24 protein-coding genes are annotated in these 23,271 nt (G+C 54.4%); 12 read left to right on the forward strand and 12 right to left on the reverse strand.

Annotated features, from left to right (window positions below; all coding sequences use genetic code 11):
* Window positions 1–53 precede the first annotated feature (53 nt).
* A complete protein-coding gene (locus BRO54_RS03505) occupies window positions 54–278 on the forward strand; it encodes a hypothetical protein (protein WP_033024730.1) in 225 nt (74 codons plus the stop codon).
* On the opposite strand, the gene mutY is transcribed toward BRO54_RS03505, so the two are convergent.
* The 5 genes from mutY to BRO54_RS03525 form a co-directional block, all read right to left on the reverse strand.
* Entirely contained in the window at window positions 275–1,375 is a 1,101-nt protein-coding gene (mutY, locus tag BRO54_RS03510; RefSeq protein WP_074043159.1) for an A/G-specific adenine glycosylase, read from the reverse strand. The genes BRO54_RS03505 and mutY overlap by 4 nt on opposite strands.
* A 105-nt stretch (window positions 1,376–1,480) precedes the next feature.
* Window positions 1,481–2,746 (reverse strand): L-lactate MFS transporter, encoded by a 1,266-nt coding sequence (locus BRO54_RS03515; RefSeq protein ID WP_014194917.1) that lies wholly within the window; start codon window positions 2,744–2,746, stop codon window positions 1,481–1,483.
* 16 nt (window positions 2,747–2,762) lie between these two features.
* Window positions 2,763–3,554 (reverse strand): formate dehydrogenase accessory sulfurtransferase FdhD, encoded by a 792-nt coding sequence (gene fdhD / locus BRO54_RS03520; protein WP_020755981.1) that lies wholly within the window; start codon window positions 3,552–3,554, stop codon window positions 2,763–2,765.
* Window positions 3,493–3,747 carry a hypothetical protein gene (locus tag BRO54_RS19775; protein ID WP_020755982.1) on the reverse strand — a complete coding sequence of 85 codons (255 nt, stop codon included), beginning with the start codon at window positions 3,745–3,747 and terminating at the stop codon, window positions 3,493–3,495. The genes fdhD and BRO54_RS19775 overlap by 62 nt, the downstream gene beginning before the upstream one ends.
* A 67-nt stretch (window positions 3,748–3,814) precedes the next feature.
* Window positions 3,815–4,162, reverse strand: coding sequence for a Na-translocating system protein MpsC family protein (locus BRO54_RS03525; RefSeq protein ID WP_011229964.1), 348 nt, complete (start codon window positions 4,160–4,162; stop codon window positions 3,815–3,817).
* A 266-nt stretch (window positions 4,163–4,428) separates the two neighbouring features.
* Here BRO54_RS03525 and fdhF point away from each other — a divergent pair, with 266 nt between their 5' ends.
* The 5 genes from fdhF to BRO54_RS03550 all read left to right on the forward strand — a co-directional run bounded on the left by fdhF (window position 4,429) and on the right by BRO54_RS03550 (window position 9,869).
* The gene (gene fdhF / locus BRO54_RS03530) at window positions 4,429–7,392 is read left to right on the forward strand and encodes a formate dehydrogenase subunit alpha (RefSeq protein ID WP_074043160.1); all 2,964 of its coding nucleotides are present in this window, start codon (window positions 4,429–4,431) and stop codon (window positions 7,390–7,392) included.
* Complete coding sequence (locus tag BRO54_RS03535; RefSeq protein ID WP_074043161.1) at window positions 7,385–7,873, forward strand: helical membrane plugin domain-containing protein; 489 nt, start codon at window positions 7,385–7,387, stop codon at window positions 7,871–7,873. Before fdhF ends, BRO54_RS03535 begins: the two co-directional genes overlap by 8 nt.
* A gap of 514 nt (window positions 7,874–8,387) precedes the next feature.
* Window positions 8,388–9,371 carry a metal-dependent hydrolase gene (locus BRO54_RS03540; protein ID WP_074043177.1) on the forward strand — a complete coding sequence of 328 codons (984 nt, stop codon included), beginning with the start codon at window positions 8,388–8,390 and terminating at the stop codon, window positions 9,369–9,371.
* 107 nt (window positions 9,372–9,478) lie between these two features.
* Window positions 9,479–9,640, forward strand: a complete 162-nt coding sequence (locus BRO54_RS03545; RefSeq protein ID WP_031405636.1) for a small, acid-soluble spore protein K — start codon at window positions 9,479–9,481, stop codon at window positions 9,638–9,640.
* A gap of 67 nt (window positions 9,641–9,707) precedes the next feature.
* Complete coding sequence (locus BRO54_RS03550) at window positions 9,708–9,869, forward strand: YpzG family protein (RefSeq protein ID WP_074043162.1); 162 nt, start codon at window positions 9,708–9,710, stop codon at window positions 9,867–9,869.
* A 75-nt stretch (window positions 9,870–9,944) separates the two neighbouring features.
* Here BRO54_RS03550 and BRO54_RS03555 read toward each other — a convergent pair whose 3' ends face one another.
* Both BRO54_RS03555 and recX read right to left on the reverse strand, forming a co-directional pair.
* Window positions 9,945–10,286, reverse strand: coding sequence for a YfhH family protein (locus BRO54_RS03555; RefSeq protein WP_011229957.1), 342 nt, complete (start codon window positions 10,284–10,286; stop codon window positions 9,945–9,947).
* A 169-nt stretch (window positions 10,287–10,455) separates the two neighbouring features.
* Complete coding sequence (gene recX / locus BRO54_RS03560) at window positions 10,456–11,265, reverse strand: recombination regulator RecX (RefSeq protein ID WP_074043163.1); 810 nt, start codon at window positions 11,263–11,265, stop codon at window positions 10,456–10,458.
* 93 nt (window positions 11,266–11,358) lie between these two features.
* Between recX and BRO54_RS03565 the strand changes: the two genes are divergently transcribed.
* The 4 genes from BRO54_RS03565 to BRO54_RS03580 all read left to right on the forward strand — a co-directional run bounded on the left by BRO54_RS03565 (window position 11,359) and on the right by BRO54_RS03580 (window position 13,609).
* Window positions 11,359–12,276, forward strand: a complete 918-nt coding sequence (locus BRO54_RS03565) for a TIGR01777 family oxidoreductase (protein WP_074043164.1) — start codon at window positions 11,359–11,361, stop codon at window positions 12,274–12,276.
* A gap of 244 nt (window positions 12,277–12,520) precedes the next feature.
* Window positions 12,521–13,075, forward strand: coding sequence for a GNAT family N-acetyltransferase (locus tag BRO54_RS03570; RefSeq protein WP_011229954.1), 555 nt, complete (start codon window positions 12,521–12,523; stop codon window positions 13,073–13,075).
* A 130-nt stretch (window positions 13,076–13,205) separates the two neighbouring features.
* On the forward strand, window positions 13,206–13,334 hold the full coding sequence (locus BRO54_RS03575; protein WP_013146323.1) for a YfhE family protein: 129 nt from the start codon (window positions 13,206–13,208) through the stop codon (window positions 13,332–13,334).
* A gap of 89 nt (window positions 13,335–13,423) precedes the next feature.
* Window positions 13,424–13,609 (forward strand): YfhD family protein, encoded by a 186-nt coding sequence (locus BRO54_RS03580; RefSeq protein WP_011229952.1) that lies wholly within the window; start codon window positions 13,424–13,426, stop codon window positions 13,607–13,609.
* A 109-nt stretch (window positions 13,610–13,718) separates the two neighbouring features.
* On the opposite strand, the gene BRO54_RS03585 is transcribed toward BRO54_RS03580, so the two are convergent.
* Complete coding sequence (locus tag BRO54_RS03585) at window positions 13,719–14,549, reverse strand: glycosyltransferase family 8 protein (protein WP_011229951.1); 831 nt, start codon at window positions 14,547–14,549, stop codon at window positions 13,719–13,721.
* Window positions 14,550–15,040: 491 nt separating this feature from the next.
* Between BRO54_RS03585 and BRO54_RS03590 the strand changes: the two genes are divergently transcribed.
* Window positions 15,041–16,225 (forward strand): CaiB/BaiF CoA transferase family protein, encoded by a 1,185-nt coding sequence (locus BRO54_RS03590; RefSeq protein WP_033024720.1) that lies wholly within the window; start codon window positions 15,041–15,043, stop codon window positions 16,223–16,225.
* A 107-nt stretch (window positions 16,226–16,332) separates the two neighbouring features.
* On the forward strand, window positions 16,333–17,532 hold the full coding sequence (locus tag BRO54_RS03595; RefSeq protein ID WP_033024719.1) for an acyl-CoA dehydrogenase family protein: 1,200 nt from the start codon (window positions 16,333–16,335) through the stop codon (window positions 17,530–17,532).
* 84 nt (window positions 17,533–17,616) lie between these two features.
* Here BRO54_RS03595 and BRO54_RS03600 read toward each other — a convergent pair whose 3' ends face one another.
* From BRO54_RS03600 to BRO54_RS03615, 4 genes are all read right to left on the reverse strand, one after another.
* Window positions 17,617–17,934 carry a DUF3870 domain-containing protein gene (locus BRO54_RS03600; protein ID WP_033024718.1) on the reverse strand — a complete coding sequence of 106 codons (318 nt, stop codon included), beginning with the start codon at window positions 17,932–17,934 and terminating at the stop codon, window positions 17,617–17,619.
* Window positions 17,935–18,085: 151 nt separating this feature from the next.
* Window positions 18,086–20,698: a DUF2309 domain-containing protein gene (locus BRO54_RS03605; RefSeq protein WP_074043165.1), complete on the reverse strand. Its 2,613-nt coding sequence runs from the start codon at window positions 20,696–20,698 to the stop codon at window positions 18,086–18,088.
* On the reverse strand, window positions 20,691–22,196 hold the full coding sequence (locus BRO54_RS03610) for an NADH dehydrogenase subunit 5 (RefSeq protein WP_074043166.1): 1,506 nt from the start codon (window positions 22,194–22,196) through the stop codon (window positions 20,691–20,693). Before BRO54_RS03610 ends, BRO54_RS03605 begins: the two co-directional genes overlap by 8 nt.
* 333 nt (window positions 22,197–22,529) lie before the next feature.
* Window positions 22,530–22,898 (reverse strand): Na-translocating system protein MpsC family protein, encoded by a 369-nt coding sequence (locus BRO54_RS03615; RefSeq protein ID WP_074043167.1) that lies wholly within the window; start codon window positions 22,896–22,898, stop codon window positions 22,530–22,532.
* Between the last annotated feature and the right edge of the window lie 373 nt (window positions 22,899–23,271).

Below are 23,271 nucleotides of genomic sequence, written 5' to 3' on the forward strand. Positions count from 1 at the left end.
TGCTCCTTTACATATAATATAGCCGAATTCCGCAAACGAGGGAGGCGCTGCCTATGTACGTCGGCCGCGATATGACTGAGCTGTCCATGATTCCGAAAACGGAATGGACCGATGACGAGCTCTCTTATTTTCATCATTCGTTCCAACAAATCGCTCCGTATTTAAACTCCGAAGGACAGACGATCCACCGTGAAATCATCGAGGAAATCGAAGCGCGCGGCGGCCTTGGGCGCCGTGAAGCAACGTATACACACGGCACGATGCCGGTGCCTGATTAATCGGGGCGGCGTACTCCGCCCGCCCATTCTTTATATTCGCGCCAAACACGTTGATGGGACACCGGAAAGGCGTACGCTTCGAGCTCATCTTCAGACACAAGCCGAAAAGGCTCCTTGGTGGACTCGCTGCTGATCAGGCGGCCGGGAAACACCGTCAACTGCCAGACTAAATGGGAAAACGCATGCTCAAACGAAGCAATCGGTTCTGTAAGCTCCACTTGCAAACCGTATTGCTCCCCAAACATTTTCTCGAGTTTCTCTTTTCCATCTGCGCCGTCCATTTCGCAGCTGGGGAACTCCCATAAGTTCGCAAGCAAACCGGTGCTGTCGCGCTTGCGGATGAGAATGCGGCCTTCATGGTCGGCCAGCACAGCGACAGCGAGCGGCACTTGTTTGACCGCTGTTTTTTTCGTTTTCACCGGCAGCTCTTCCGCCACCCCTTCGGCGAACGCTTGGCAGTAGGCTTGCACCGGACAAAGAAGGCACGACGGGCGGCGTGGCGTGCAAACAAGGGCGCCGAGCTCAATCAGCGCCTCGTTAAACGCTCCCGGGTTTTCGTACGCCATAATTTCGCGGACGATTTGTTCAAATCGTTTTCGCGTCGACGGTTTGGCAATATCGTCTGTCACGAGAAACAGACGCGACAAGACACGCATCACGTTGCCGTCAACAGCCGGCTCCGGCACGCCATAAGCGAGGCTCAACACCGCCCCGACCGTATACGGTCCGACTCCTTTCAGCTTAGAAAATTTATCCGGATCGTCCGGCACTTTGCCGCCATAGCTCGTTTTCACTTCTTTCACCGCCGCGTGCAAGTTGCGCACGCGCGAGTAATAGCCGAGCCCTTCCCACGCCTTCAGCACCTCGTCCTCATCAGCGTCAGCGAGCACCTCCAGCGTCGGAAATTGCTCGATAAACTGTTCAAAATACGGAATGACCGTCTCGACGCGCGTTTGCTGCAGCATCACTTCCGACACCCATACTTTATATGGGTCGCGGCCTTTCCGCCACGGCAGGTCGCGGCGCTCGCGGGCGAACCAGTCAAGCAAATCGCGCTGAAACTCGCGCGCTGGAAATCGCTCTGTTTCTCTTGTCATTCAACGTTTCCCCCATGATGCCTATGATCCATATCCACCTTATTATATCAAAAAACCCCCGGCGTGGCTTGCCGCACGCCGAGGGAAGACGGAAGGAAATCGTTCTCAACTTTCCTTAGCCGCCGAAACATAGGCGATTTGTTCATGCTGGGCGCGCAATCGGCGAATATCGATGCGCACGAGCAACGAGATGATGAAAGCGATGACAAACAATCCGCCAAAAAAGGCCAAACTTCCTTCATAAGAACCGGTCGTGTCTTTAATATACGCAGCAAACATCGGTCCGACGAGACCAGCCGCGGCCCAAGCGGTCAAAATATAACCATGGATGGCGCCAAGCTGCTTCGTGCCGAACAAATCGCCGATATACGCCGGGATACAGGCGAATCCGCCGCCGTAGCACGTATACACAATCGTCAGCATCACAACAAACAGCCATTTGATGGACACGTTCGGCAACAGGAAGAAAATCAAGATTTGCAAAACGAAAAACGTCGTATACGTATTCGGCCGCCCAATATAATCAGAAGCCGATGCCCAACCGATGCGCCCTAACCCGTTAAACACCCCAATGGCGCCAACTAATGCCGCCGCGGCCGTTTGGCTGATGCCGATGCTTTCCACCGCCAACGGTTTGGCCACCGCTAAAACGGCAATGCCGCACGTCACGTTAATAAACAACATGAACCATAAATACCAAAAACGTCTTGTTTTAACCGCCTCATTGGCCGTCAACTGCGCCAAATCAAGCGAAGGTTTGGCTTTTCCGGCCTTCACTTTTTCCTGAAATCCTTCCGGCAGCCATCCTTCTGGCGGTTTTTCTAAATAAAGAGAAGATAACGTCATAATGACAAAATACGTAATGCCTAAAATGAAAAACGTATTTTGGACGCCGACGGAGGCAATCAAACTGTTCATCACCGGACTCGCGATCGCTGCGGCAAAACCGAATCCCATAATCGCCAGCCCTGTAGCCAACCCGCGCCGGTCTGGAAACCATTTGACAAGCGTTGACACTGGCGCAATATACCCGACGCCGAGCCCGATCCCACCTAAAACGCCATAAAACAGATAAAGCAGATACTTGGAACCGAGAGCAACAGCTAATCCAGAACCAGTCACCCCGAGGCCAAAGAAGATGGCGGCCAATAGTCCGGATTTCCGCGGTCCGTGCTTTTCAACAAAATGGCCAAGGAACGCAGCCGACAATCCTAAAAACAAGATCGCAATGCTGAACGTGAGCGCTACTTCCTGATCGGACCATCCAAACAATTGTTTTAATGGATTGGTAAAATTGCTCCACGCATAAACAGACCCAATCGAAATATGAATGCCGACGGCCGATAGCGCAATGAGCCAACGGTTTTTCACAGACTCTCCTCCCCTTTCATCCGATTATGATCCGACTCTCATGCGTATACACGTTAAACGCTTGCCCGCGCAAAAAGCCAACCACTGTTATGCCGAGTTCATCCGCCAAATCCAAGGCCAGCGTCGTCGGCGCCGATTTCGAGAGCAGGACGCTCACTCCCATTTTCGCCGCCTTTAACAGCACTTCCGACGAGACGCGGCCGCTGAATACAATCAGCTTGTCTTTCATCGCCACTTGATGGCGCAGGCAGTAGCCGTACAACTTATCAAGCGCGTTGTGACGCCCGATGTCAGAACGAATCACGACCATCCCATCCGGTGTGGCGAGCGCGGCGTTGTGAAGACCACCCGTCGCCGCAAAGTCCGTCGACTGCTCGTGCAGCGCTTCCATGAGGCGAATGCAGTCATCCGCCTTCACGGCGATGCCGCCGACGATCGTTTTCGCCGTCTTCATGTCATTGTAAAAATAAAATTGCCGGCTTTTTCCGCAACACGAGCCGATGAACCGCTTGGCATAAAACTGTTTGGCCGGCAGTCCGCCTGCGGCGAGTTCGACATAAGCAAAGCCCCGCTCACCATCAATGGTCATCCCTTTGATGTCGCTGCACGTCCGAATGGCTCCTTCCGAAGCCAAAAATCCGATTACCAATTCATCTAGATGCGCCGGCGTGCAAACGATCGTCGCAAACTCCTCGCCATTGACCGTTATGGTCAACGGAAACTCGAGCGCGATCTCGTCCTCTTCCTCAACAAAGCGCCCGTTCCGGTATTTCGCAATCGGTCGCCGTTTCGCCGCAAACCCGCTCACCTTGCCATTCCCCCTTTCCATGCAAAATAAAACCGCCGCCTTCCGGACAAGAGGACAAACTCGCCCCTGTCAGCGAAAAGCGGCGGTAGTTTGCGCCCAGCACTTCTGCAGCGAAACCAACGCACATCCGTTTCCGAAACCTGCCTGCCAAGCGGCGAAACCGTTTAGCCGGCAAGGCTTCTACTATTTTCATCGTGCTAACTATTCATAAGCATACCACGAACAGTAACGAAAAACAATTGTTTCTGTTCACAAAATCGTCACAATTCAATCGGTTTTTCAAACACGAACACCGATACGGCCATATCTTCTTCCACTTTAATGTCGCTGAACAAATAAAGAAGCTTCGAACCGATGAGCTCTTCCATGCCGTCCGGCACATGTTGGGCGTACACGTCTTGGATCATTTTCGTTCTCGCTGCATGCACCATCTCTCGGCCTTCCGGCGTGCGGGCGATAAATTTTTCTGTCGGCGTCAAATTGCCATGCAAAATCGTAATCGCCAAGTTGTCGACAAAATACGTTTTAATCCGCTCCGGCCCTTTGCCAAACAGCTGTTTGCGCACTTTGCGCACAATATCGTTGAAAGCGGCTTCTTTTTTGGACATTTTTCTTCCCCCTTTCCGAAAGCCACCAGAAAAAGTTCCAGCCCATCCGTTGTGTTCTTCGTTTTGCCGTACTATAATAAACTATAGCAAATGTATACATAGTGGAAAAATAATAAGGCAAGAAGCGGCCTTGTTATTTTTCTACTAAATATAAAAAGTTTGGATTGGTTGTTTAGTATCGTTATGCTAAAGAACTACTCCACCCACGATGAAGCATTCGTCTCGTCGCTGGTGGAGTTTTTTATTTTGACAAAGGGGGAGCGACGATGGAAGCGCAAATGGTGACGGTAACCATCAACGGGCGTGCCTACCGCGCCAAGCCCGGGATGACGATTTTGGAAGTCGTCAATGAACACGGTCTTCCGCATCCGCAAGTTTGTTATACGCCGGAGCTTGGCGCCATTCAGACATGCGACACGTGCATCGCTGAAGTCAACGGAACGCTGCTTCGTGCCTGTGCGACGCCGGTTGAGGATGGCATGGTCGTCGAACTCGGCTCGCCGCGGGCAAAGGCAGCGCAAAAAGAAGCGATGGACCGCCTGTTGGAAAATCATCTATTGTACTGTACGGTGTGCGATAACAACAACGGCAACTGCAAGCTGCACAACACGGCGGAAATGATGCAAATTGAACATCAAACATATCCGTACCGGCCGAAAGTCGACCCGTCCGAGGTGGACATGTCGCATCCGTTCTACCGCTACGACCCGAATCAATGCATCGCCTGCGGGCAATGCGTCGAGGCCTGCCAAAACTTGCAAGTGAACGAAACGCTTTCGATCGATTGGGAAGCGGAACGGCCGCGCGTCGTTTGGGACGGCGGGGTGCCGATCAACGAATCGTCGTGCGTCAGCTGCGGGCATTGCGTCACCGTCTGTCCGTGCAACGCGTTAATGGAAAAATCGATGCTTGGCGAAGCCGGCTTTCTGACTGGCTTGGACAAACAAGTGCTCAACCCGATGATCGACTTTGTCAAGGAAGTCGAGCCAAACTATACGAGCATTTTCGCCATTTCTGAAATCGAGGCAGCCATGCGCGAACAACGGATCAAAAAGACGAAAACGGTTTGCACGTTCTGCGGCGTCGGCTGTTCGTTTGAAGTGTGGACGAAAGGGCGGAAAATTTTAAAAATCCAGCCTGTATCCGAAGCGCCGGTCAACGCCATTTCCACATGCGTCAAAGGAAAATTCGGCTGGGATTTCGTCAACAGCGAAGAGCGCCTAACGAAACCGCTCATTCGCAAAGGCGACGTGTTCGTCGAGTCGACATGGGAAGAAGCGCTCGACTTGGTCGCGGAAAAGCTCGGGGCGATCAAGCGGCAATACGGCGGCAACGCCATCGGTTTTATTTCATCGTCGAAAATTTCCAATGAAGAAAACTATTTAATGCAAAAGCTCGCACGGCAAGTATTTGAAACGAACAATGTCGACAACTGTTCGCGCTACTGCCAGTCGCCGGCGACCGATGGCCTGTTCCGCACGGTCGGCATGGGCGGCGATTCCGGCACGATTCATGACATCGCTTCAGCCGGCCTTGTCATCATCATCGGCGCCAACCCGGCCGAGGGGCATCCGGTCATCGCCACCCGCGTCAAACGGGCGCATAAACTGTTTGGCCAAAAACTCATTGTCGCTGACTTGCGCCGAAATGAAATGGCCGAGCGGGCTGACCTGTTCATCCGCCCGAAACAAGGCACCGACCAAGTATGGCTGATGGCCGTGACAAAATACATCATCGACCAAGGCTGGCACGATGAGGCGTTCATTCGCGAGCGCGTCCATTTCTTTGAAGAGTTTAAGCAATTGCTGGAAAAATATACGCTTGATTATGCCGAACAAGTCACTGGCGTCGCCAAAGCTGACCTCATCCGCATCGCCGAGATGATCCATGAAGCAGACGGCACGTGCGTCCTCTGGGGCATGGGTGTGACGCAAAACACGGGCGGCAGCGATACATCGGCGGCGATTTCCAACTTGCTTTTGGCAACCGGCAACTACGGGCGCCCAGGCGCCGGCGCGTTCCCGCTCCGCGGCCATAACAACGTCCAAGGCGCCTGCGACATGGGTTCGCTTCCCGCTTGGCTGCCTGGCTACCAACATGTCACCGATGATGAGGCGCGAGCGAAGTTTGAAAAAGCGTACGGCGTCCGCATCGATGCGAAACCAGGCCTTGACAACATCCAAATGCTCGAAGCGGCCGAGCGCGGCGAGCTGAAAGCGATGTATATCATCGGCGAAGATATGGCGCTGGTCGACTGCAACGCCAACCATGTGCAAGAGACGTTGGCGAAGCTTGACTTTGTTGTCGTTCAAGACATTTTCTTGTCAAAAACGGCGCAATTTGCTGATGTCATCTTGCCAGCAGCGCCAAGTTTGGAAAAAGAAGGAACATTCACGAATACGGAGCGCCGCATCCAACGGTTTTACCAAGCGCTGGAGCCTCTTGGCGACTCCAAGCCAGACTGGTGGATCATTCAAGAAATCGCGAAGCGGCTTGGCGCCGATTGGAATTACGCCGGTCCGAAAGAAATCATGGATGAAATCGCCAGCCTCGCTCCACTGTACTCACAAGCGCATTACGACCGGCTTGAGGGCTGGAACAGCCTTTGCTGGGGCAGCCACGACGGCGCCGATACGCCGCTGTTGTACAAAGAGCGGTTCAACTTCCCGGACGGCAAAGCCCGCTTTGCGTTAGCCGATTGGGTCGAACCGGTGCAATATCCGGAAGAGTACGATTTTCTCGTCAACAACGGCCGGCTGCTTGAGCATTTCCATGAAGGGAACTTGACGTACAAATCCAAAGGCATCGAGCATAAATTCCCAGAAGTGTTCGTCGAAGTATCCCCTGAACTCGCCAAAGAGCGCGGCATTGAAGATGGGGCGCTCGTCCGGCTCATCTCGCCGTACGGCCGCGTCAAAGTGCGCGTGCTCGTCACCGATCGAGTCAGAGGCAATGAACTGTTCTTGCCGATGCACTCCACAGCCAATGAGAGCGCCATTAACATGCTGACCGGCCCGCAGACCGACCATCGCACGAACACGCCGGCTTACAAACAAGCCCGCGTGCGCATGGAAGTCATTGAACGATCCGGCAAGACGCCGCTGCCGCGCACAAATCCGCGCTTTAAAAAGCGGCATCCGCAAAACGGCGTCGAGGTGGAGCGGAAGTGGCGGCGAAGCGACTACGTGCCGCTCACCGAGGAAAACAAGGGGGTGACGATCGGTGGCTAAGCCGATTACCACCATTCAAAAGCGCCAAATGACTGAGGAAGAAAAACGAGCTGAAGCGCTGGCCAAGCTAAAAGCCGCTGTCGGCGACAGTGAAGAGGCGGTCCGCGAGCTCTTGGAGTTCATCGAGCAGCTCCATGAAAGCGGCCTGCTCGAAGCGGCCAACGCCTTGTTAAAAGCGCGGGAAGACGTGGCGAAAATCGTCGTCGGCCAGCTCAACCAAAAACCGGTGACAACAATGATCAACCACGCATTCGCCATAGCTGGCCTTGCTGCTTCACTTGATCCGGAGAAAACGGCGAAACTGCTTGAGCACATCGCCGCCGGCGCGCTGGAGGCGTACGAACAAAACTCCGCCGAAACAAAAAAAATCGGGTTGTTTGATTTGCTTAAAGCGCTCAATGACCCGGACATCAACCGCGCGATCCGCTTTTTCCTGTCCGCTCTCAAAGCGATCGGCAAACGGCTCAGAAATGACGGCTAATCGATCGGCTGGCAGAGAAAAGGACGGTTGACCAATGAGCCGCCGAAAGGACGGACGGCGAACCGATCTTCCAGCAGAATTGAATGTTCCCCCACTTACACCTATATAAGCGTTGAAGTGGGGAGCTTCTCCGTTCGAGATGATCAACGAAGCGTCCCGCCTCATGCGGGGCGCTTTTCGTTGTTTGGCTGAAGCGCTTCCCTTTTCGTCTGACGAATGGCTTTCTTCCTGTTTCCTTTTCTCACTCCACTGTCTATCAATCGTTTCCTTTTTTGAAACTTTGTGAAATTGGTCGTTCCGCCTCTCGCCAACGATTGTCACCGTATGATACACTAGCCATAACCTTGTTTGTCTCTCGCCTCCTTTCGGCCAATGCCTCAAACGGTTATTGGCTGAACACAAGGTGGGGCATACTAATAGTTGCATGAAAAAGAAAGATGTGCTCCGGCCGAGAGACAACAGACAGTTTCCATCCGAACATGCAACGATGCTGCAAGAAGGAGGCGCCTTCACGTTGGATACAGGCACACATGTTTTGATGGGGGTGGCGCTCGGCAGTCTTGCTTCACTTGACCCTGCGATCGCCCACGATCCGCTCTTATCCCACGCCGTGTTGATCGGCGCGCTCGCTGGCTCGCAAGCGCCGGATATCGATACGATTTTCAAATTGCGCAACAACGCCAAATATATTCGCAACCATCGCGGCATCACCCATTCGATTCCCGCCGTCGTTCTTTGGCCGCTGCTCATCGTCAGCGTGATGGCCGCCATCTATCCGAAAACGGATTGGCTTCGCGTTTGGCTTTGGACGTTTGTTGCCGTCGCCTTGCACGTGTTTGTTGACATTTTTAACTCTTACGGAACCCAGGCGTTGCGCCCGTTTACAAAAAAATGGATCGCCCTTGGCGTGATTCATACGTTTGATCCGGTCATTTTTGGGCTTCATTTGGTTGGCGTCGGCGGCTTGTTTCTCGGCGCCCATCCAGGTTATACGTTTCTTGTCGTCTACGTGCTTATCGCTGCGTATTATGGGCTTCGCTTCCGCCAGCAGGCCAACATCAAACGGCTCGTGCGCGCCTCGATCGCCGGGGTGACCGAGATCATCACCGTACCGACATGGCGGCCGCGCGAATGGCATTTAGCCATTTCAACCTGCGACGAATTTTACGTCGCCCGCGTCAAACGCGGCGAGCTCATCATCCTTGACCGCTTCCAAAAGCGTGCGCTTCCCGACCATCCGGTGATGAACGCCGCCAAACGCGACGAAAATATCGCCGCTTTCTTATCTTTTTCCCCGGTTTACCGTTGGGAAATGAACGAATACGATGATTACTACGAAGTGCGCTTTACTGATTTACGCTATCGAAGCAAAGGGTATTACCCGTTTGTCGCTGTCGTCCAGCTCGACCGCGATCTCAATATTGTCAGCTCATACACCGGCTGGATTTTCAGCGAAGGCAAACTGCGCAAAAAGCTCGAACTTGCTCCAAACGGCTGATGGGCTCCGCCCCAATCATTGCCACACATAAGCGCTACAGGGTGTCCCATAATAAAAATACGTGTTGGCCATCCAACACGAGCACGCCGTTAAGGAGGGAATGTGCCGTGCGGAACAAAGCGCACAACTTCCCGAACCAAAACAACAACAAGTTCGAAGGCGAACCGCGCGCCAAGGCCGAGTACGCCTCGAAGCGGGCCGACGGCACGACCAACACCCACCCGCAAGAACGGATGCGCGCCTCCGGCGAACGAAGCGATTTCTTTTAACATGAAGGGGGAGCACGGCATCGTTCGCCGCACTCCCCCGGCACATTCCGCAGCGAGGTGAACAATCATGGGTCACCATCGGCGCAAAAAATTTTATGACAACTTTTACTCCAATCCGTTCGGGCAGCCGTGGGCCAATCCAAAACACGCCCACTCGCAAGTAAACGGCGAAACGCAACAAACGCTTGACCTCATCATTTTAGAGCGGCAGACGCGCAAGCAGTCGTAGCGAAACAACCTAGGGAGACACCCTCCCTAGGTTTTTAGGCTCTCTTTCCGTCCGACTGTGAACTTGTCCCGCCCATCATGATTGAGGCAAATTCGGTTTACGAAGTAGTGAAATCGGCAGCGCCTCCTCCTCACCATTTCCTTTCAGCCGCCATCCCCAGGCGAACACTCCTTTTAAATAGCGGACTTTGAAATATTCCCCAGGCGCCCCTTCAATTTCATAAATCTCCCCAGGATGAAAATCAGCTGGATTAAGCATATACGCCTTCGCCATGGCGATTTTCCGCTCGTAGACGGCGTATTCGTTCACCATCCCCATCTGCTCCGCCTTGCGTGCCTTTTCCGTCAACATGGCGATTTCTTGTTGCAGTTCTTCTTTCGTCATTTCGCTGTACCGTTTTTGTTCTCCTTTGATCATAGGCAAGCCTCCTTTTTGAGCATTCCGGATGGATCGTTTTCATCCACATGGAACTCGGCAAAAGGTTCAGAACATCTCTTGATTTATGGAACTGGAACGATTTTGTGATCAACATTCAACGACAAAACTGATAATATCCCCTAATTTTTTCAAATCCTTTCATTCGAGATCACTCGTCATTACCGTGCATGCGCAGCCATTCATTGATCAAGTCAAGTGCGAATCCTTTTCGGTACAGGGCTTGGCGCATCTTTTGCTCATAAAGCGGCCGCGGGTGGTGCGCATAACGGCGGTGCGCTTTCTCCGCCTGAACACTGAGCGCCTCCCGTTCTTCTTGTTCAGTATGAGCGCCGCCATCCGCCAAAACGGCGGCAATCACCTCATGCGGAAACCCTTTGCGCATCAGCTGCTGCCGCACCCGTTCCAAAAACGCGCGAGCCGATTCAGCCCGGCGCTGTTTTTTCGCTTTTTCGTAAAGCGAGCGGGCGATGGCCATCTGTTCATCCAACGTATACTCCGCCAAACTCTGCTCGATCAAGCAGCCCAAAACACCGAGCCGTTCCAGTTCGGCGCGGATGAGAAGCGGCCCTTTCGCCGCCGTCTTTTTTTGCGTGCGTACGTAAGCGGCGGCAAACGCCTCGTCATCGACATACCGCTCGGCGCGAAGTTTTTTGAGCACTTCATCAATCACCGAATCCGGAGCGCCTTTTTTTCGCAAGTGTGCGGCGACCTCATGCTCCGAACGCATCCGGCGCGCCAAAAAGTAAAGCGCCTGTTGATACGCCTTTTTCACCTCATCGGCATACACAATATGTTGAAGCAGGTCGTCGCTGATCTCCATCCCTTTTTTCAAGCGGAATTGAAGCAATACATCTTGATCAACTGTCAATCTCAACGACGGTGCGCCGTCACGGTGCACGACAATCCAAAATCGTTCAGCATTTTGTTCGGTTACGACAATGTCGGCAATCGTTCCCATTGTTTGTCCCCCTTATCTTTTATCGTATCATAAGCAGGAACTTCTGACACCAAAAGCGAAGTCATAAAATAAACCAATGGAAGGGGAATCAAGATGCGTATCGCCATCAACGGCGGCACTGGGCTGATCGGCCAGGCGCTCGCCCGCCATTTTTCCAAGCAAGGACATGAGATTTACATTTTCACCCGCTCTCCCAAACCTTCCGAAGGCAACATTCATTACCTTTCCTTCGACGACCACCGAAAGCCTGAAGCTGTCGATGTCGCCATTAATTTAGCCGGGGAGTCGCTCAACCGAAAACGTTGGACATCGAAGCAAAAAGAGATCATCCTTGGCAGCCGTCTTCGCGCCACCGAAGCGATGGGCCGCTACATCGATTCACTGTCCCGTCCCCCGTCGTTGTTTATCAACGCCAGCGCCATCGGCATTTACGGCACTTCGGACTCCGCAACATTTACCGAGCAAACGACCGATTACGGCGGGGACTTTCTCGCCCAGACCGTCCAAGCATGGGAAGCGTCGGTCCGTCCGATCGAGCAGCTTGGCGTCCGCACCGTCTACGCTCGCTTTGGCGTCGTGTTTGCCCGACATGGCGGCGCGTTGCCGATGATGATCAAGCCGTATCGGTTGTTTGTCGGCGGCCCAATCGGCAGCGGGCGGCAATGGCTGTCGTGGATTCATCTTGAGGACGTCGTGCGCGCGGTCTCGTACATCATCGAACACGAGGAGTTGTCCGGCCCCATCAATTTCACCGCGCCCCATCCAGTGCAAATGGACGAGTTCGGCCGCACGGTCTCCCGCCTTCTTCGCCGCCCGCATTGGCTTCCGGTTCCCGTTTGGGCGCTTCGCCTTCTCCTTGGCGAAATGAGCATGCTCGTCACCGAAGGGCAGCACGTCATTCCAGAGAAGCTATTGCAAGCCGGCTTCCGCTTTTCGTTTCCAACGTTGGAAGGCTGTCTCACCGATTTGCTTTTGCCCCATGACCGACAAAAAATATCCAAAAAAAATTAACAAAAAAACAATTCCCTTTTTGCCTCCGATCGTGTATGATAAAGGAGACCTTAGGCTAGTTGTCGTCATAATCGCATACGGACAGGAACAAGGGGAAGGCAAATGGTGCGCCACCAGCGCTCGCGCTGGTCCTAGTGGGTTCGATTCCCACCCCGAAATTTTTTTAATGAAGTTTTAATAAAAAAATTTCGAGGGTGGGTTCCCGCTGGGAGGCTGCCCTCGGCATCCAAAGGAGGGATTGGCCATGTTGAAAAAACGCGAGCTGCAAGACTGCCATGCGCTGTACGAGCTGATGGTGCATCCGGACGTCTTCCCTTTCGTGCGCCAAAAAGCCAGCTCGTACGAAGAGTTTTTATTCATGACAAAACAGCTCATGGAGGCGGAAGAACGTGGCGAATTGATTTCGCGCACGATTTTGGACGAATGGGGAAACCCGATCGGCACAATCAGCCTCTTTGATATCCAAGATGGCGCCGGCTTTTTAGGCACGTGGCTCGGCAAGCCGTATCACGGGCTCGGTTACAATCGGCGCGCCAAAGAAGCGTTTTTCCATGAGCTGTTTTATGAGCTGTCGATCGAAACAGTGTTTTTGCGCATTCGCAAAGTCAACGTCCGCTCGATCAAAGCGGCGGAAAAACTGCCGTACGTCACGCCGGCCAATGAAACGCGGCGGGCGTTGCTCGAGCAAATCGGCGCGGATGTATACAATTTGTACGAAATTACAAAAGACAACTACACGCTCTATACAATGCGCCATCCCTCCTTTGCCCACAATGAAGAACAGCGCAAAGAGGCATAAGCCGCGGGAGAGCGCATCTGATGCAAAAAGAGGCTGTCCAAACGGACATCCTCTTTTTTACGCATAAAAACGGCTGATTTCGCGCAAAATGGAACTAAAGGAATATTGATGCAAAGCGAGGGAACAAGCGATGGCGGAAAAACGAAAACGCGAAAAAGCGAAGCATACGCTGACAAGCGCCCAAGAAGTAAGCTATGCCCGCGATTTTAAAATGGCGGACCAAGCGGGCGGCTATACGGCCAAAAAAGCGCGTCATTAGAAACGATTGCTATTTATACGCTGGCGCCGTCCATGCCATCCTAATGAATGAATCGTACGATTCACACTTTTGGATAGGGGGCATGGATGATGGGCCGTTCTCGCGGACAACGGACGCGCGACAAAAACAAGGCGACTTTGCCGCAAGTGCCGAAACAGTTGAAATCTGACGGCATCGATGTGGAATACTCGGCAGAATTTGCCGACCATGAAGACCTTGAAGCACAGGCACGCGCTGCGGCAGCCGGCATCCGCCGGCAAGAGCGCAAACAGTAATCGAACATGGCGCCCGCTTTGATGGGGCGCCTTTTTCCTGTGAACCGCTTCCACTTCGCTTTGCTTGAAGTGAGAGACTTTCTTTGTTAAACGCGTCTCCCAAGCCGCGCTACACCGTCGCCTCGCCCTCTAGCTCCAACACTTGGCTGTACCGTTTGTAAAACCGCCCCAACTCCCCTTTGTAATTGTCTTTCCACGGTTTTTCCTTGCCGCAATAATGGATAAAAACGGTGTTTTCCTCAATCCAAGCTAAATCGTGTTTCGGGTTGGGCAAAAGCTGCAAAAAGTCATAATAGCGCGCGTCGTAGTTGTAGCGGTAGCAGTCGACCGGTTTAATTTTGTCCCAGTACAACCCGTTTAACACGTCTTGGTCAGGAAGAACAAGCTTGAACCGGTTGTCGCGAATGAACTGGTAAATGTCCGCAAGCCGAACGTGTTCGCGCATCATCGCAATGTTCATCATCATCACACCCGTGTTGAAATACCCTTTCGCGTTCGGCGTTTTTAACCGCAACTTGTTGAACAAGTTTGCCACCTTCGTCGAATGGGTATGCTCAGCCGCAATGAACAAGTTCCCTTCAAAATCCATGTCATACAGCTCATCCATCGGGTTGATCGCCACAATATCCGGATCAAGGTACAAGACACGGTCGACGTCTGGCGGCAAAAACAAATGCGCCGCCAGACGGTAATACATCTCCACCGTATAGTGGCGGAAAACAGGCGCATCATGAAACAGTTGCGGATCAACGTAAATAGGCACCAGCTCATGCCCCTGCCGGCGAACAAACTCGCCAAGCGCCTGAATCTCTTCCTCGGCAATGCGCGAGTAAAGCAAGTAAAACGTAAACGGGCGCCGGTTGTTGCAAAACAGCGAATGCATCAAGACTCTCAGCGGCGGAAGATAATTGGCGTCTGTCGTCACTAACACATGGAACATGCACCATCACTTCCTTTTTTGCGTCATCGATTCCCCTTTCTCTACAATTATATAGAAATTTAGGTGAATGTTGCGCTCTTTTCATGCCAAATTGTCCGACCGCGCGATCGATTTCTTTTCATTCATTTGTATCGAAGAGCTATTCACGCGGCTACGTGCATCTTCTCCTCGCCGGCCGGCTTTGGCGGGCGAATTTTTATCGAACTATTTACAATTATCAAACAAAAATCTATAATAAAATTATCGAGCAGCCGTCTCCTGCCAGCTTGGCCGCTTGTGCAGACCGGACGGCCTCTACCGTCTGTCCAATAGCCCCGTTGCTTGACAGGCAGCATCAACCGTTTGCTTTCATGCACTGACCGCAAAAAGAACTGTGCGGCCTGACGGCATCTCCGCGCCGGAATGCCTTCTCAGTCCGTTCAAGCCGGTTCCTATCTTGCACGCTGTATAGGAACCGGCTTTTTGTATGTGAAACGAAAGGAGGGGAATCGATGCCAGGAGCGCTCGATGGCGTGCGTGTGCTCGACTTGTCGCGCGTGTTGGCCGGCCCGTATGCGACGATGATTTTAGGCGATTTAGGGGCTGATGTCATTAAAATCGAAGCGCCGGGCGGATCGGATGACACCCGGTTTTGGGGGCCGCCGTTCCAAAACGGCATGAGCGCCTACTATACGGCCGTCAATCGCAACAAACGAAGCATGACCGTTAATTTGAAATCCGAGGAAGGACGGGAAACGATTCGCCGCCTCGCAGAAACGGCCGATGTCCTCATCCACAATTTCAAAACCGGAACGATGGATCAATGGGGGCTTGGCTATGAAGCGTTGTCGCTCCTCAACCCACGCCTCATCTACTGTTCCATCACCGGGTTTGGCGAAACAGGACCGCTCGCTCCATTGGCCGGCTACGACTATATCATTCAGGCAATGAGCGGCTGGATGAGCATCAATGGCACCGTGGATACCGGCCCGCTCAAAGTCGGCGTCGCCGTCACGGATGTGTTCACCGGCCTGTATGCCGCCATCGCGATCGAAGCAGCGCTTTTGGCCCGCGAGAAAACGGGGCGCGGGCAAAAAATTGATCTCGCACTGTTTGACTGCGCCGTGAGTGCGCTTGTCAATGTCGCCGCCAATTATTTGTTATCCGGCGACGTCCCGAAGCCGCTCGGCAATGAACACCCGAACATCGTGCCGTACTCAACGTACATGGCAAGCGACGGTCCGATCGTCATCGCCGTCGGCAATGACCGGCAGTTTCAAGCACTTTGCACGCTGCTATCCGACCGCTCGATCGGATCCGACCCGCGTTTTCAGACAAACCCAGGCCGCGTCGCCCATCGCGATGAACTGAACCAGCGGCTGAACGAAGAAATCAAGCGGCGGACGCGGGCGGAGTGGCAGCGCCTTCTCGCTGAAAAAGGCATCCCGTGCGGGCCGGTGCAGACGCTCGATGAACTGTTCCGCCATCCGCAAACGGCGGCGCGCGAGATGACAGTCACGGTGCACCATCCAATCGTCGGTCCGTTAAAGCTTGTCGCCAGCCCGCTGAAACTGTCTGACACGCCGGTGTCTTATCGGCTGCCGCCGCCGCTGGCCGGCGAGCATAACGGCGAGGTCGAAGCTGGATGGCAAGGCAACCCGGCCGCTGAAAACGGTCCGCACGACAAAAGCCAATGAATAAACCGTTGTTCTCCTCAACCGCTTCAGCGCCCGCTGAAACAAGGGAAACGAACGTTGACACGAAAACCATTAAAAACAAACAGTTGCATAGGGGGATGGAAACGATGATGAACTTCGACTTTACACCCGAACAAGAAATGCTGCGGCAAACGGTGCGCAAATTCGTCGATAAAGAAATTATGCCTTATATCAAAGAATGGGATGAGTGCGGCGAATTTGACCGCAACATTTTCAAGCGGCTCGCTGAGCTCAATTTAATGGGCGTCTGCATTCCCGAAGAATATGGCGGCATGGGCATGGATTACAACTCGCTTGCCATCGTCTGCGAAGAGCTCGAACGCGGCGATACGGCGTTTCGCACCGCCGTATCGGTTCACACCGGGCTGAACAGTTTGACGCTGTTGCAATGGGGGACGGAAGAGCAAAAACAAAAATACCTTGTCCCGCAAGCACGCGGGGAAAAAATCGGCGCGTTCGGCCTGACCGAACCGAATGCCGGCTCGGACGTCGCTTCCATCCAAACGACAGCCGTCCGCGACGGAGATGACTACATTTTAAACGGGCAAAAAACATGGATTTCCCTCGCTGACATCGCCGACCATTTTCTCGTATTCGCCTATACGGACAAATCGAAAAAGCATCGCGGCATTTCCGCCTTTATCGTCGAACGGACGATGCCCGGCTTTTCGTCGCGCCCGATTAAAGGGAAGCTTGGCATCCGCTCCGGCAACACAGGGGAGCTGTTTTTTGACAACGTCCGCGTTCCGAAAGAAAACTTGCTCGGCGAAGAAGGGGAAGGATTCAAAATCGCCATGTCGGCGCTTGACAACGGCCGCTTCACTGTCGCCGCCGGCGCGGTCGGCCTCATTATGGCATGTCTTGAGGCGAGCGTCAAATACTGCCACGAGCGAAAAACATTCGGCAAAGAAATCGGACGCCATCAGCTCGTCCAGCAAATGATCGCCCGCATGGAAGCTGGTTTGCAAATCAGCCGCCTGCTCGTTTACAAAGTCGGCTTTCTCAAAAACGAAGGCCGGCGTTGCACGAGAGAAACATCGCTTGCCAAATGGATCGCCTGCGACTACGCGAACCAGGCGGCCGACGATGCCGTGCAAATCCATGGCGCCTACGGCTATTCGAACGAATATCCGGTCGAGCGCTACTTGCGCAACTCGAAAGCGCCGGTCATTTACGAAGGAACGCGGGAAATTCATACGATCATGCAGGCCGAATATGTGCTCGGCTACCGCCAAGACAAACCGCTGCGCAAAACGCTGCCGGCATGGCGGCCGGCTGAAAACTGAAGCACCGACGAAATCATGGGCGGCCAAACCGCTGACCCGCACAAAAACGCAGCTGCCCCCCATCAACCGATGTGGGGCAGCTGCTTATGACTCTTTCTCCTCCATTTTGCAATATTGTTTGTACAAATCTTTTAGCGCCGCACACAGAGCAGAATGGGCTTTCCCTAAATACCCTTCGTCAAGCTCGGCGAGCAGACCGTCGATGCCATCGCGCAGCGAATGGCCGCGAAGCAGGCGGGCCACGTAATCGCGCCCATGTTCGGTGGCGAGCGTGCACGACGCCTCTACGATCACCCCGTATTTTTTATCAATTTCCGCCGTAATCGTCAGCGTATCGTAAAGGCTTTTCGCCGCCATTCCGGCCGGAAGCCGCGCATGACCAGCGATAAACTGCGTTTTCATCCGCTTTCCCTCTTTCCTCGTCTTTCCTGCTGCTGTTACACCAGCTGCTATCTTATTTCGCGGCGTGCATCCATTTTCCCTGCCTCGTTTGGCGGTCAGCGAAAAAAAGCCGCCTGCCAAACAAACCCGGCAAGCGGCATATCGTTTCTTTTTAGCGTTGCTGTACCGACGCAAGGCGTCCTGCCTCCCAGCTCACCCACGCCCCGCTGTCTGGGTCAATCGAGGCGAGACGGAGCCAGCCGTTTTGGACTTTGCGCCGAAATTCGCTGTTTTCATTGAGCAGTCGCTCGATATAGGAAGATGGCGCTTCAATAATAACAAGCAACCGAAGCGGAGAGTGGAACCACTCACGGTCAGACGCGGCGACGGACTGCCACGGCAAGCCGGCTAGCAAGTCGCTTCCGTTCCCTTGCATGACGCCGATGCCGCCGGTCACCGTCTGGATCGTTTTGTCGCCGCTTCCGTAATGATGCGGCGCCACTGTCGAAGCATAATATTGCAAGTTGATCCACTGCCCAACCGTGGCCGGCCCAGCGATGATGCCGGCCAGCGCCTCACCGGTCGGATCTTCGCGCCAATCGTAGCTGTGCAAAAACACCCGGCCGTCTAAATGAACGCCCTTTGTCAACGCCCGCCGGCCAATCAGGAAAGCGGCGTTCCCCGCCAACCCCCATTCCGGACGAATTTCACTCCAGTCAACGGCGCGGCGTCGGGCTTCGACGACCGGATCGCGCGGCATGACGCCGACATGCGGCAGCTTCGCCATCCGCTCAGCATTGGCTTGGCGGCTGACGCCGGCAAGCGCCTGTTTCAGCTGCTCAAACGACTGTTTCGCTGCTTCGGATAACGGCGGCACTTCCACCCAACGCAGCTCGTCAACGGTTGTGATATGTTCAGCAGCGACGAACACTGTCTCATCCGGTATGACGATTCCCTCTTTCGCCAACCTATCCCGCACGTGCGGCAAGTTGGCCAACGCGGCGAATACGCGGGCGTTGAACGCCCCGGCCGCGCCGCCGCACGCCCCGCAATCGAGCGCCGAGGCATACGGGTTGTTTGTCGTCTCGCTCTCATGGCCGCAGACGACGACAAGCGGGGCAAATGAGGACGTCAAGCCAATGTTGACGAGGAGTTGTTTTACGTATTGCACTTGCTCTTCTTTTGTCAACCCGATCGGCAGCCCAGTCGTTTCGTCATGCCCTTGGCGATCGAGCGACAGCGTCGTCTTCGGTTTTTGTTGCGCCGACATTTCCGCCTGATGAATGGCTTGCCCGGCCCAAGCCGGCGCCGCGCTGCGGGCGATCGTATGCAAACCGAGCCACGGCCCGCTCATTTCCGGAAGCAGCAAACCAGCCAGCAGATGCTGCTTGATTTTTTTAAACGTCCGGCCGACAAAGCGGAACAGATCGCGCCGCCGGCGGTACGGCGCCGCCGTTTCGGGAGAAGCGGTTTCGTTGATTTCGTGCTGCGGCGCGACGATCGCCGGGCAAGACGGATGGGCGTCATCGCCGTCAAGCACGCGCGTTTGAATCGGCAAGCCGAAAAAGCCAGCGCAGCCGTACGTTTCAAACGGGCCGGCCGCCTCTACATGACGGCGGAACGGCTCGGAGCGCACATCAATGCAAAACAATAGCTGCGCTGCCGCCTGCTCTTTTGGCTCCTCAGGTTGACGGGTGAGAACCGCTTCTTTCAGCTTCGCTTCATACGTATCTTCCCACGCCTCAAGCCAAAGATGGCGGCGGCCAATCCGCCAGAACCGATCAGCGAACACCAGACGAGCTTGACGGTCTTTTAGCGACAGGCGCCGCCAGTCGTCCAACGTCATGCCGCCCCAGTGGATCCAGGCGGCCAACAGCGGCCCAACCGCACGATCGTCTTCGTTTTCTTCCTCCTTCAGCGGCAGATGCGGCGCTGTGAACACCCACTCCAGCGACAAACGAACCGCCAAGTAATCAATCAATCCGCCCATTTCGTCACCTGCCTGGCGCGATTGCCAGACCATCATCCCCGCCCAGCCGGGCAGAGCTAATAAATGCGCTTCTAAATAGACCACGGCTTCCTCATCCTGCACTCCGAGCTGTTCAAGCGCCCGTTGCAGCGCCTCCTCTGGATGGTGAGGCCAATCGAAAAGCCGTTTCCGCTCCTCCTTGGACAAGGACGGATCAAGAGGCGCCAACCGGCGCCATGCCCCGTAAAAGCCGCGCTCGCGGTGCGGCAGCGCCCACGCCGCCTCCCCCGGATCGTAAAACAGCTTGCACCATTTGATCATTTGTTGATCCAACCGCTTTTCCAAACCAAGGCACACAGACCGCGTGCGGATGGAAACAGAGCGCAGCGGCATAGCGGCGGCCAACTCGATCAGTTCCGGCACCTGAAGCGCTTCTTCGGGCACCGCATCGTTCCAAAGGAGGGCGCGGCATAGCCGTTCCGCTTCATGGCGCGGCGCAGGAAGCGGCTCGTCATCCAACCATCGTTGCAGACGCCGCTCGATGAAGGAAACGTCAATCTCCCCTTTGGATAGCGCCGCATGAAAAACGGCCATTGGCGGATACAAGTCGATGCCGTAAGCTTCTTGCAGTCGGTCAGCCGCGTCGACAAACGACTTGTCTTCCATCCCCATCCACGGATGGCGGGCGATAAACGCGGAAATCGGCCAAAGCGGAGCGATCACCTTCGCCGCTTCGCTGACGATCGCCTCGAGCGGACAAGCGGCTGCTTTTTTTGCCTCCGTTGACCGTTCAAGTGATATGACGCTTCTACTCATGAACCATCCCCTCCTTTAGATAGGACGCCAAATAACGCGGGTGTGCTTCGGTCGCCGCCGGACGCGGTTCACCAAGGTGAACAAGCCACATGTACAGATGAATGGCAAGCATGGAGCTGCGCCGGTTCGCGATCCATACAGCAACCAGCGCCGCGGCAACAAACAGAGCGCAGACAAGCCATTCGAACGAAGCGGGCGGCAAAAAAGCGGACGGCATCCCGTTATGAAGCAGCGCCATAAATTGATGGCGCACCGTTTCGGACACCAACGCCAAAGCAACGACAACCGCAAAGCCCAGCCAACGGCCTTCGCGAAAATCCGTAAGCCGTCCCCAGGCAACCGTTGCCGAGGCCGCAAGCAAAAGCGCGCTCAACAGCCGGGCCGGTTCGTGCGGAGCCGCCTGCCAAAAGGCCCACCCAAGCAGCACGCCGAGGATGATGCCGCCCGGCCACGAACTGCCTGTTTTTCGCAATCCTGCCCGACCGACTCGCGGCACGACGGACCCGGACTGCAAAAAGAGCGTCGCTTTAAACAACCCGTGCAACACTAAATGCACTACTGCGGCCCCGTAAGCGCCCAGGGCGCATTGCACAAGCATGACGCCCATTTGCGCCATCGTCGAACCGACGAGCTGACGCTTATAGTCAACATGAACAAAGCTAACGCCCGTGCCAATCAAAATCGAGGCAAAAGCGATCAGAAACAGCGCCACATGCGCCCACGTTTCGTTAAAGAGCGGATAAAAGCGCCAAAACAAGAGCCCCCCAGCGTTGACAAGACCGGCATGCATCACCGCTGACACCGGCGTCGGCGTCACGGCTGATTCCATCAGCCAGCGATGAAACGGCCATTGCCCAGCTGGAATGACGGCAGCCAACATGAGCAATCCGCTCATCACCGCCCTTTCCCATAGAGCGAGACGAGCTAAACGTTCCGCCGACAACGCCGAGACGAGCGTCCATTCACCGACTCTCGCCCCAAGCCAAACAGCGGTGAGGGCCACAGCAATCCAACTTGCCAAAAACAGCATGCCCATCTGCCGGGCAACGAACTGAGCCGGCTCCCATTCTTTTTTCAACGCGGTCAACGCCACAAGCCCCACAAGCGGCAGCCCCCAGCACACTGCGATCAACCGCAAGTCGCCGGCCGCCCACGTGAGCGAAGCGGCAAATGACGTCCATGTCAAGAGCGAGAAATACAGCCGATAGCGGCGGTCGCCGTGCAAATAGCGAACGGCAAACCGTTGAATCGCCCAGCTTAGAAGCGAAATATAAACGGCGGACAGCCAGCTCGTCGCATCAAACCGCCACGGGCCGATGTCGACCGCGCCGCCGGCGCCGATCCATCCGAATAGCGCCGCCGCCCCCGGCAACAGCAACAGCCAAACGTGCACATGCACATATCGTTCCGACACGCGCGGAAACAGCCACACGATCGCGCTTAGGAAAACGACCGCAATCGCCGCCAGCCATCCCCATGCGAACCATTCGTTCCCCATTGCCATCTCCTCCCCTCATCTGCTTGCACATCGTTCGAGAGAAAAAAGAAAAAACCGGCTATGTCAATCAGGCAAAACGGCCGAAAAAGGCCGTTCCATTGCCTATCGATTGCCCATAGCCGGTTTACCTTCAACCAATCATCGCTCGATTGTTTGAAGATCTCCCGTTCGTTGTCGCGCGGCAGGCGACGGTCGGTTTCCCTTCAACGAACCTAAGCCCACGTAGGTTTTTTGAAGGGCTCCCGACAGCATCGTCCACTATTTTATTCTATACTTACTATACAAAAGTTGTTTCAATTATACAATAACTTTGTTGATTTGTCATGGAAAAATTTATTTTGTCAACTGTTTCTCCAAATCGTTGAACAGCTTAAAGACAATAATCCGCTCACCCGTTTGGGTGCTTAAATCGGTATGAAAGCTTTTTACTTTTTCACCCGTGATTTCCAAAATCATCTTCTTCAAATCATCGACGCCCGATTCCACCAAACTCGTCCGCGACCGTTTCACCGCCAGCATCCCTTCCTTCGATTCACAAAGAGCGTACTCAGCAGGTGTCAAGATGCCATGCAGGGAAACGATAATCATATCGCGCAAAATATCGGTTTTCACCGACACCGAGCCGCGGCCGAGAAAATCTTTTTCCCATTTCGTCAACGCTTTGCTGATTTCCGATTCCATCCAACCTTTTGACTTGTTCATGCCCTGATCCCCCTAACCAACCCGCGGCTTCCCGCCGCCATCCGCCACGTTGCACTGATAAACATTATTATAGCCATAATCGATGGATGGCGCTAGAGCAAAATCGGCAAGGCGTCGACAGAAAACGGTTTCATTCGTGTTTTGCCGGGGCATGAGGCATCGTCTATAGGAACAAGAGCAGCGGCCCCGCACCGGTCGCGCCTAAGCCGACACCGGCATGCGGCCGCCCCTGTTGAAACAAGAGCGTCCGTTGTTCCGTTGGCTAGCAGGGAAAACAAACGTCCTTGCCGCACATCCTGCGCCCCTATTTTTTGTTGCGGTTGGGAAAAACCAAGCCATTTCTCCTCCCAAATAACACCGTAATCCAACCTGC

This window comes from Geobacillus proteiniphilus (assembly GCF_001908025.1).
In the GTDB taxonomy this organism is placed as follows: Bacteria; Bacillota; Bacilli; order Bacillales; family Anoxybacillaceae; genus Geobacillus; species Geobacillus proteiniphilus.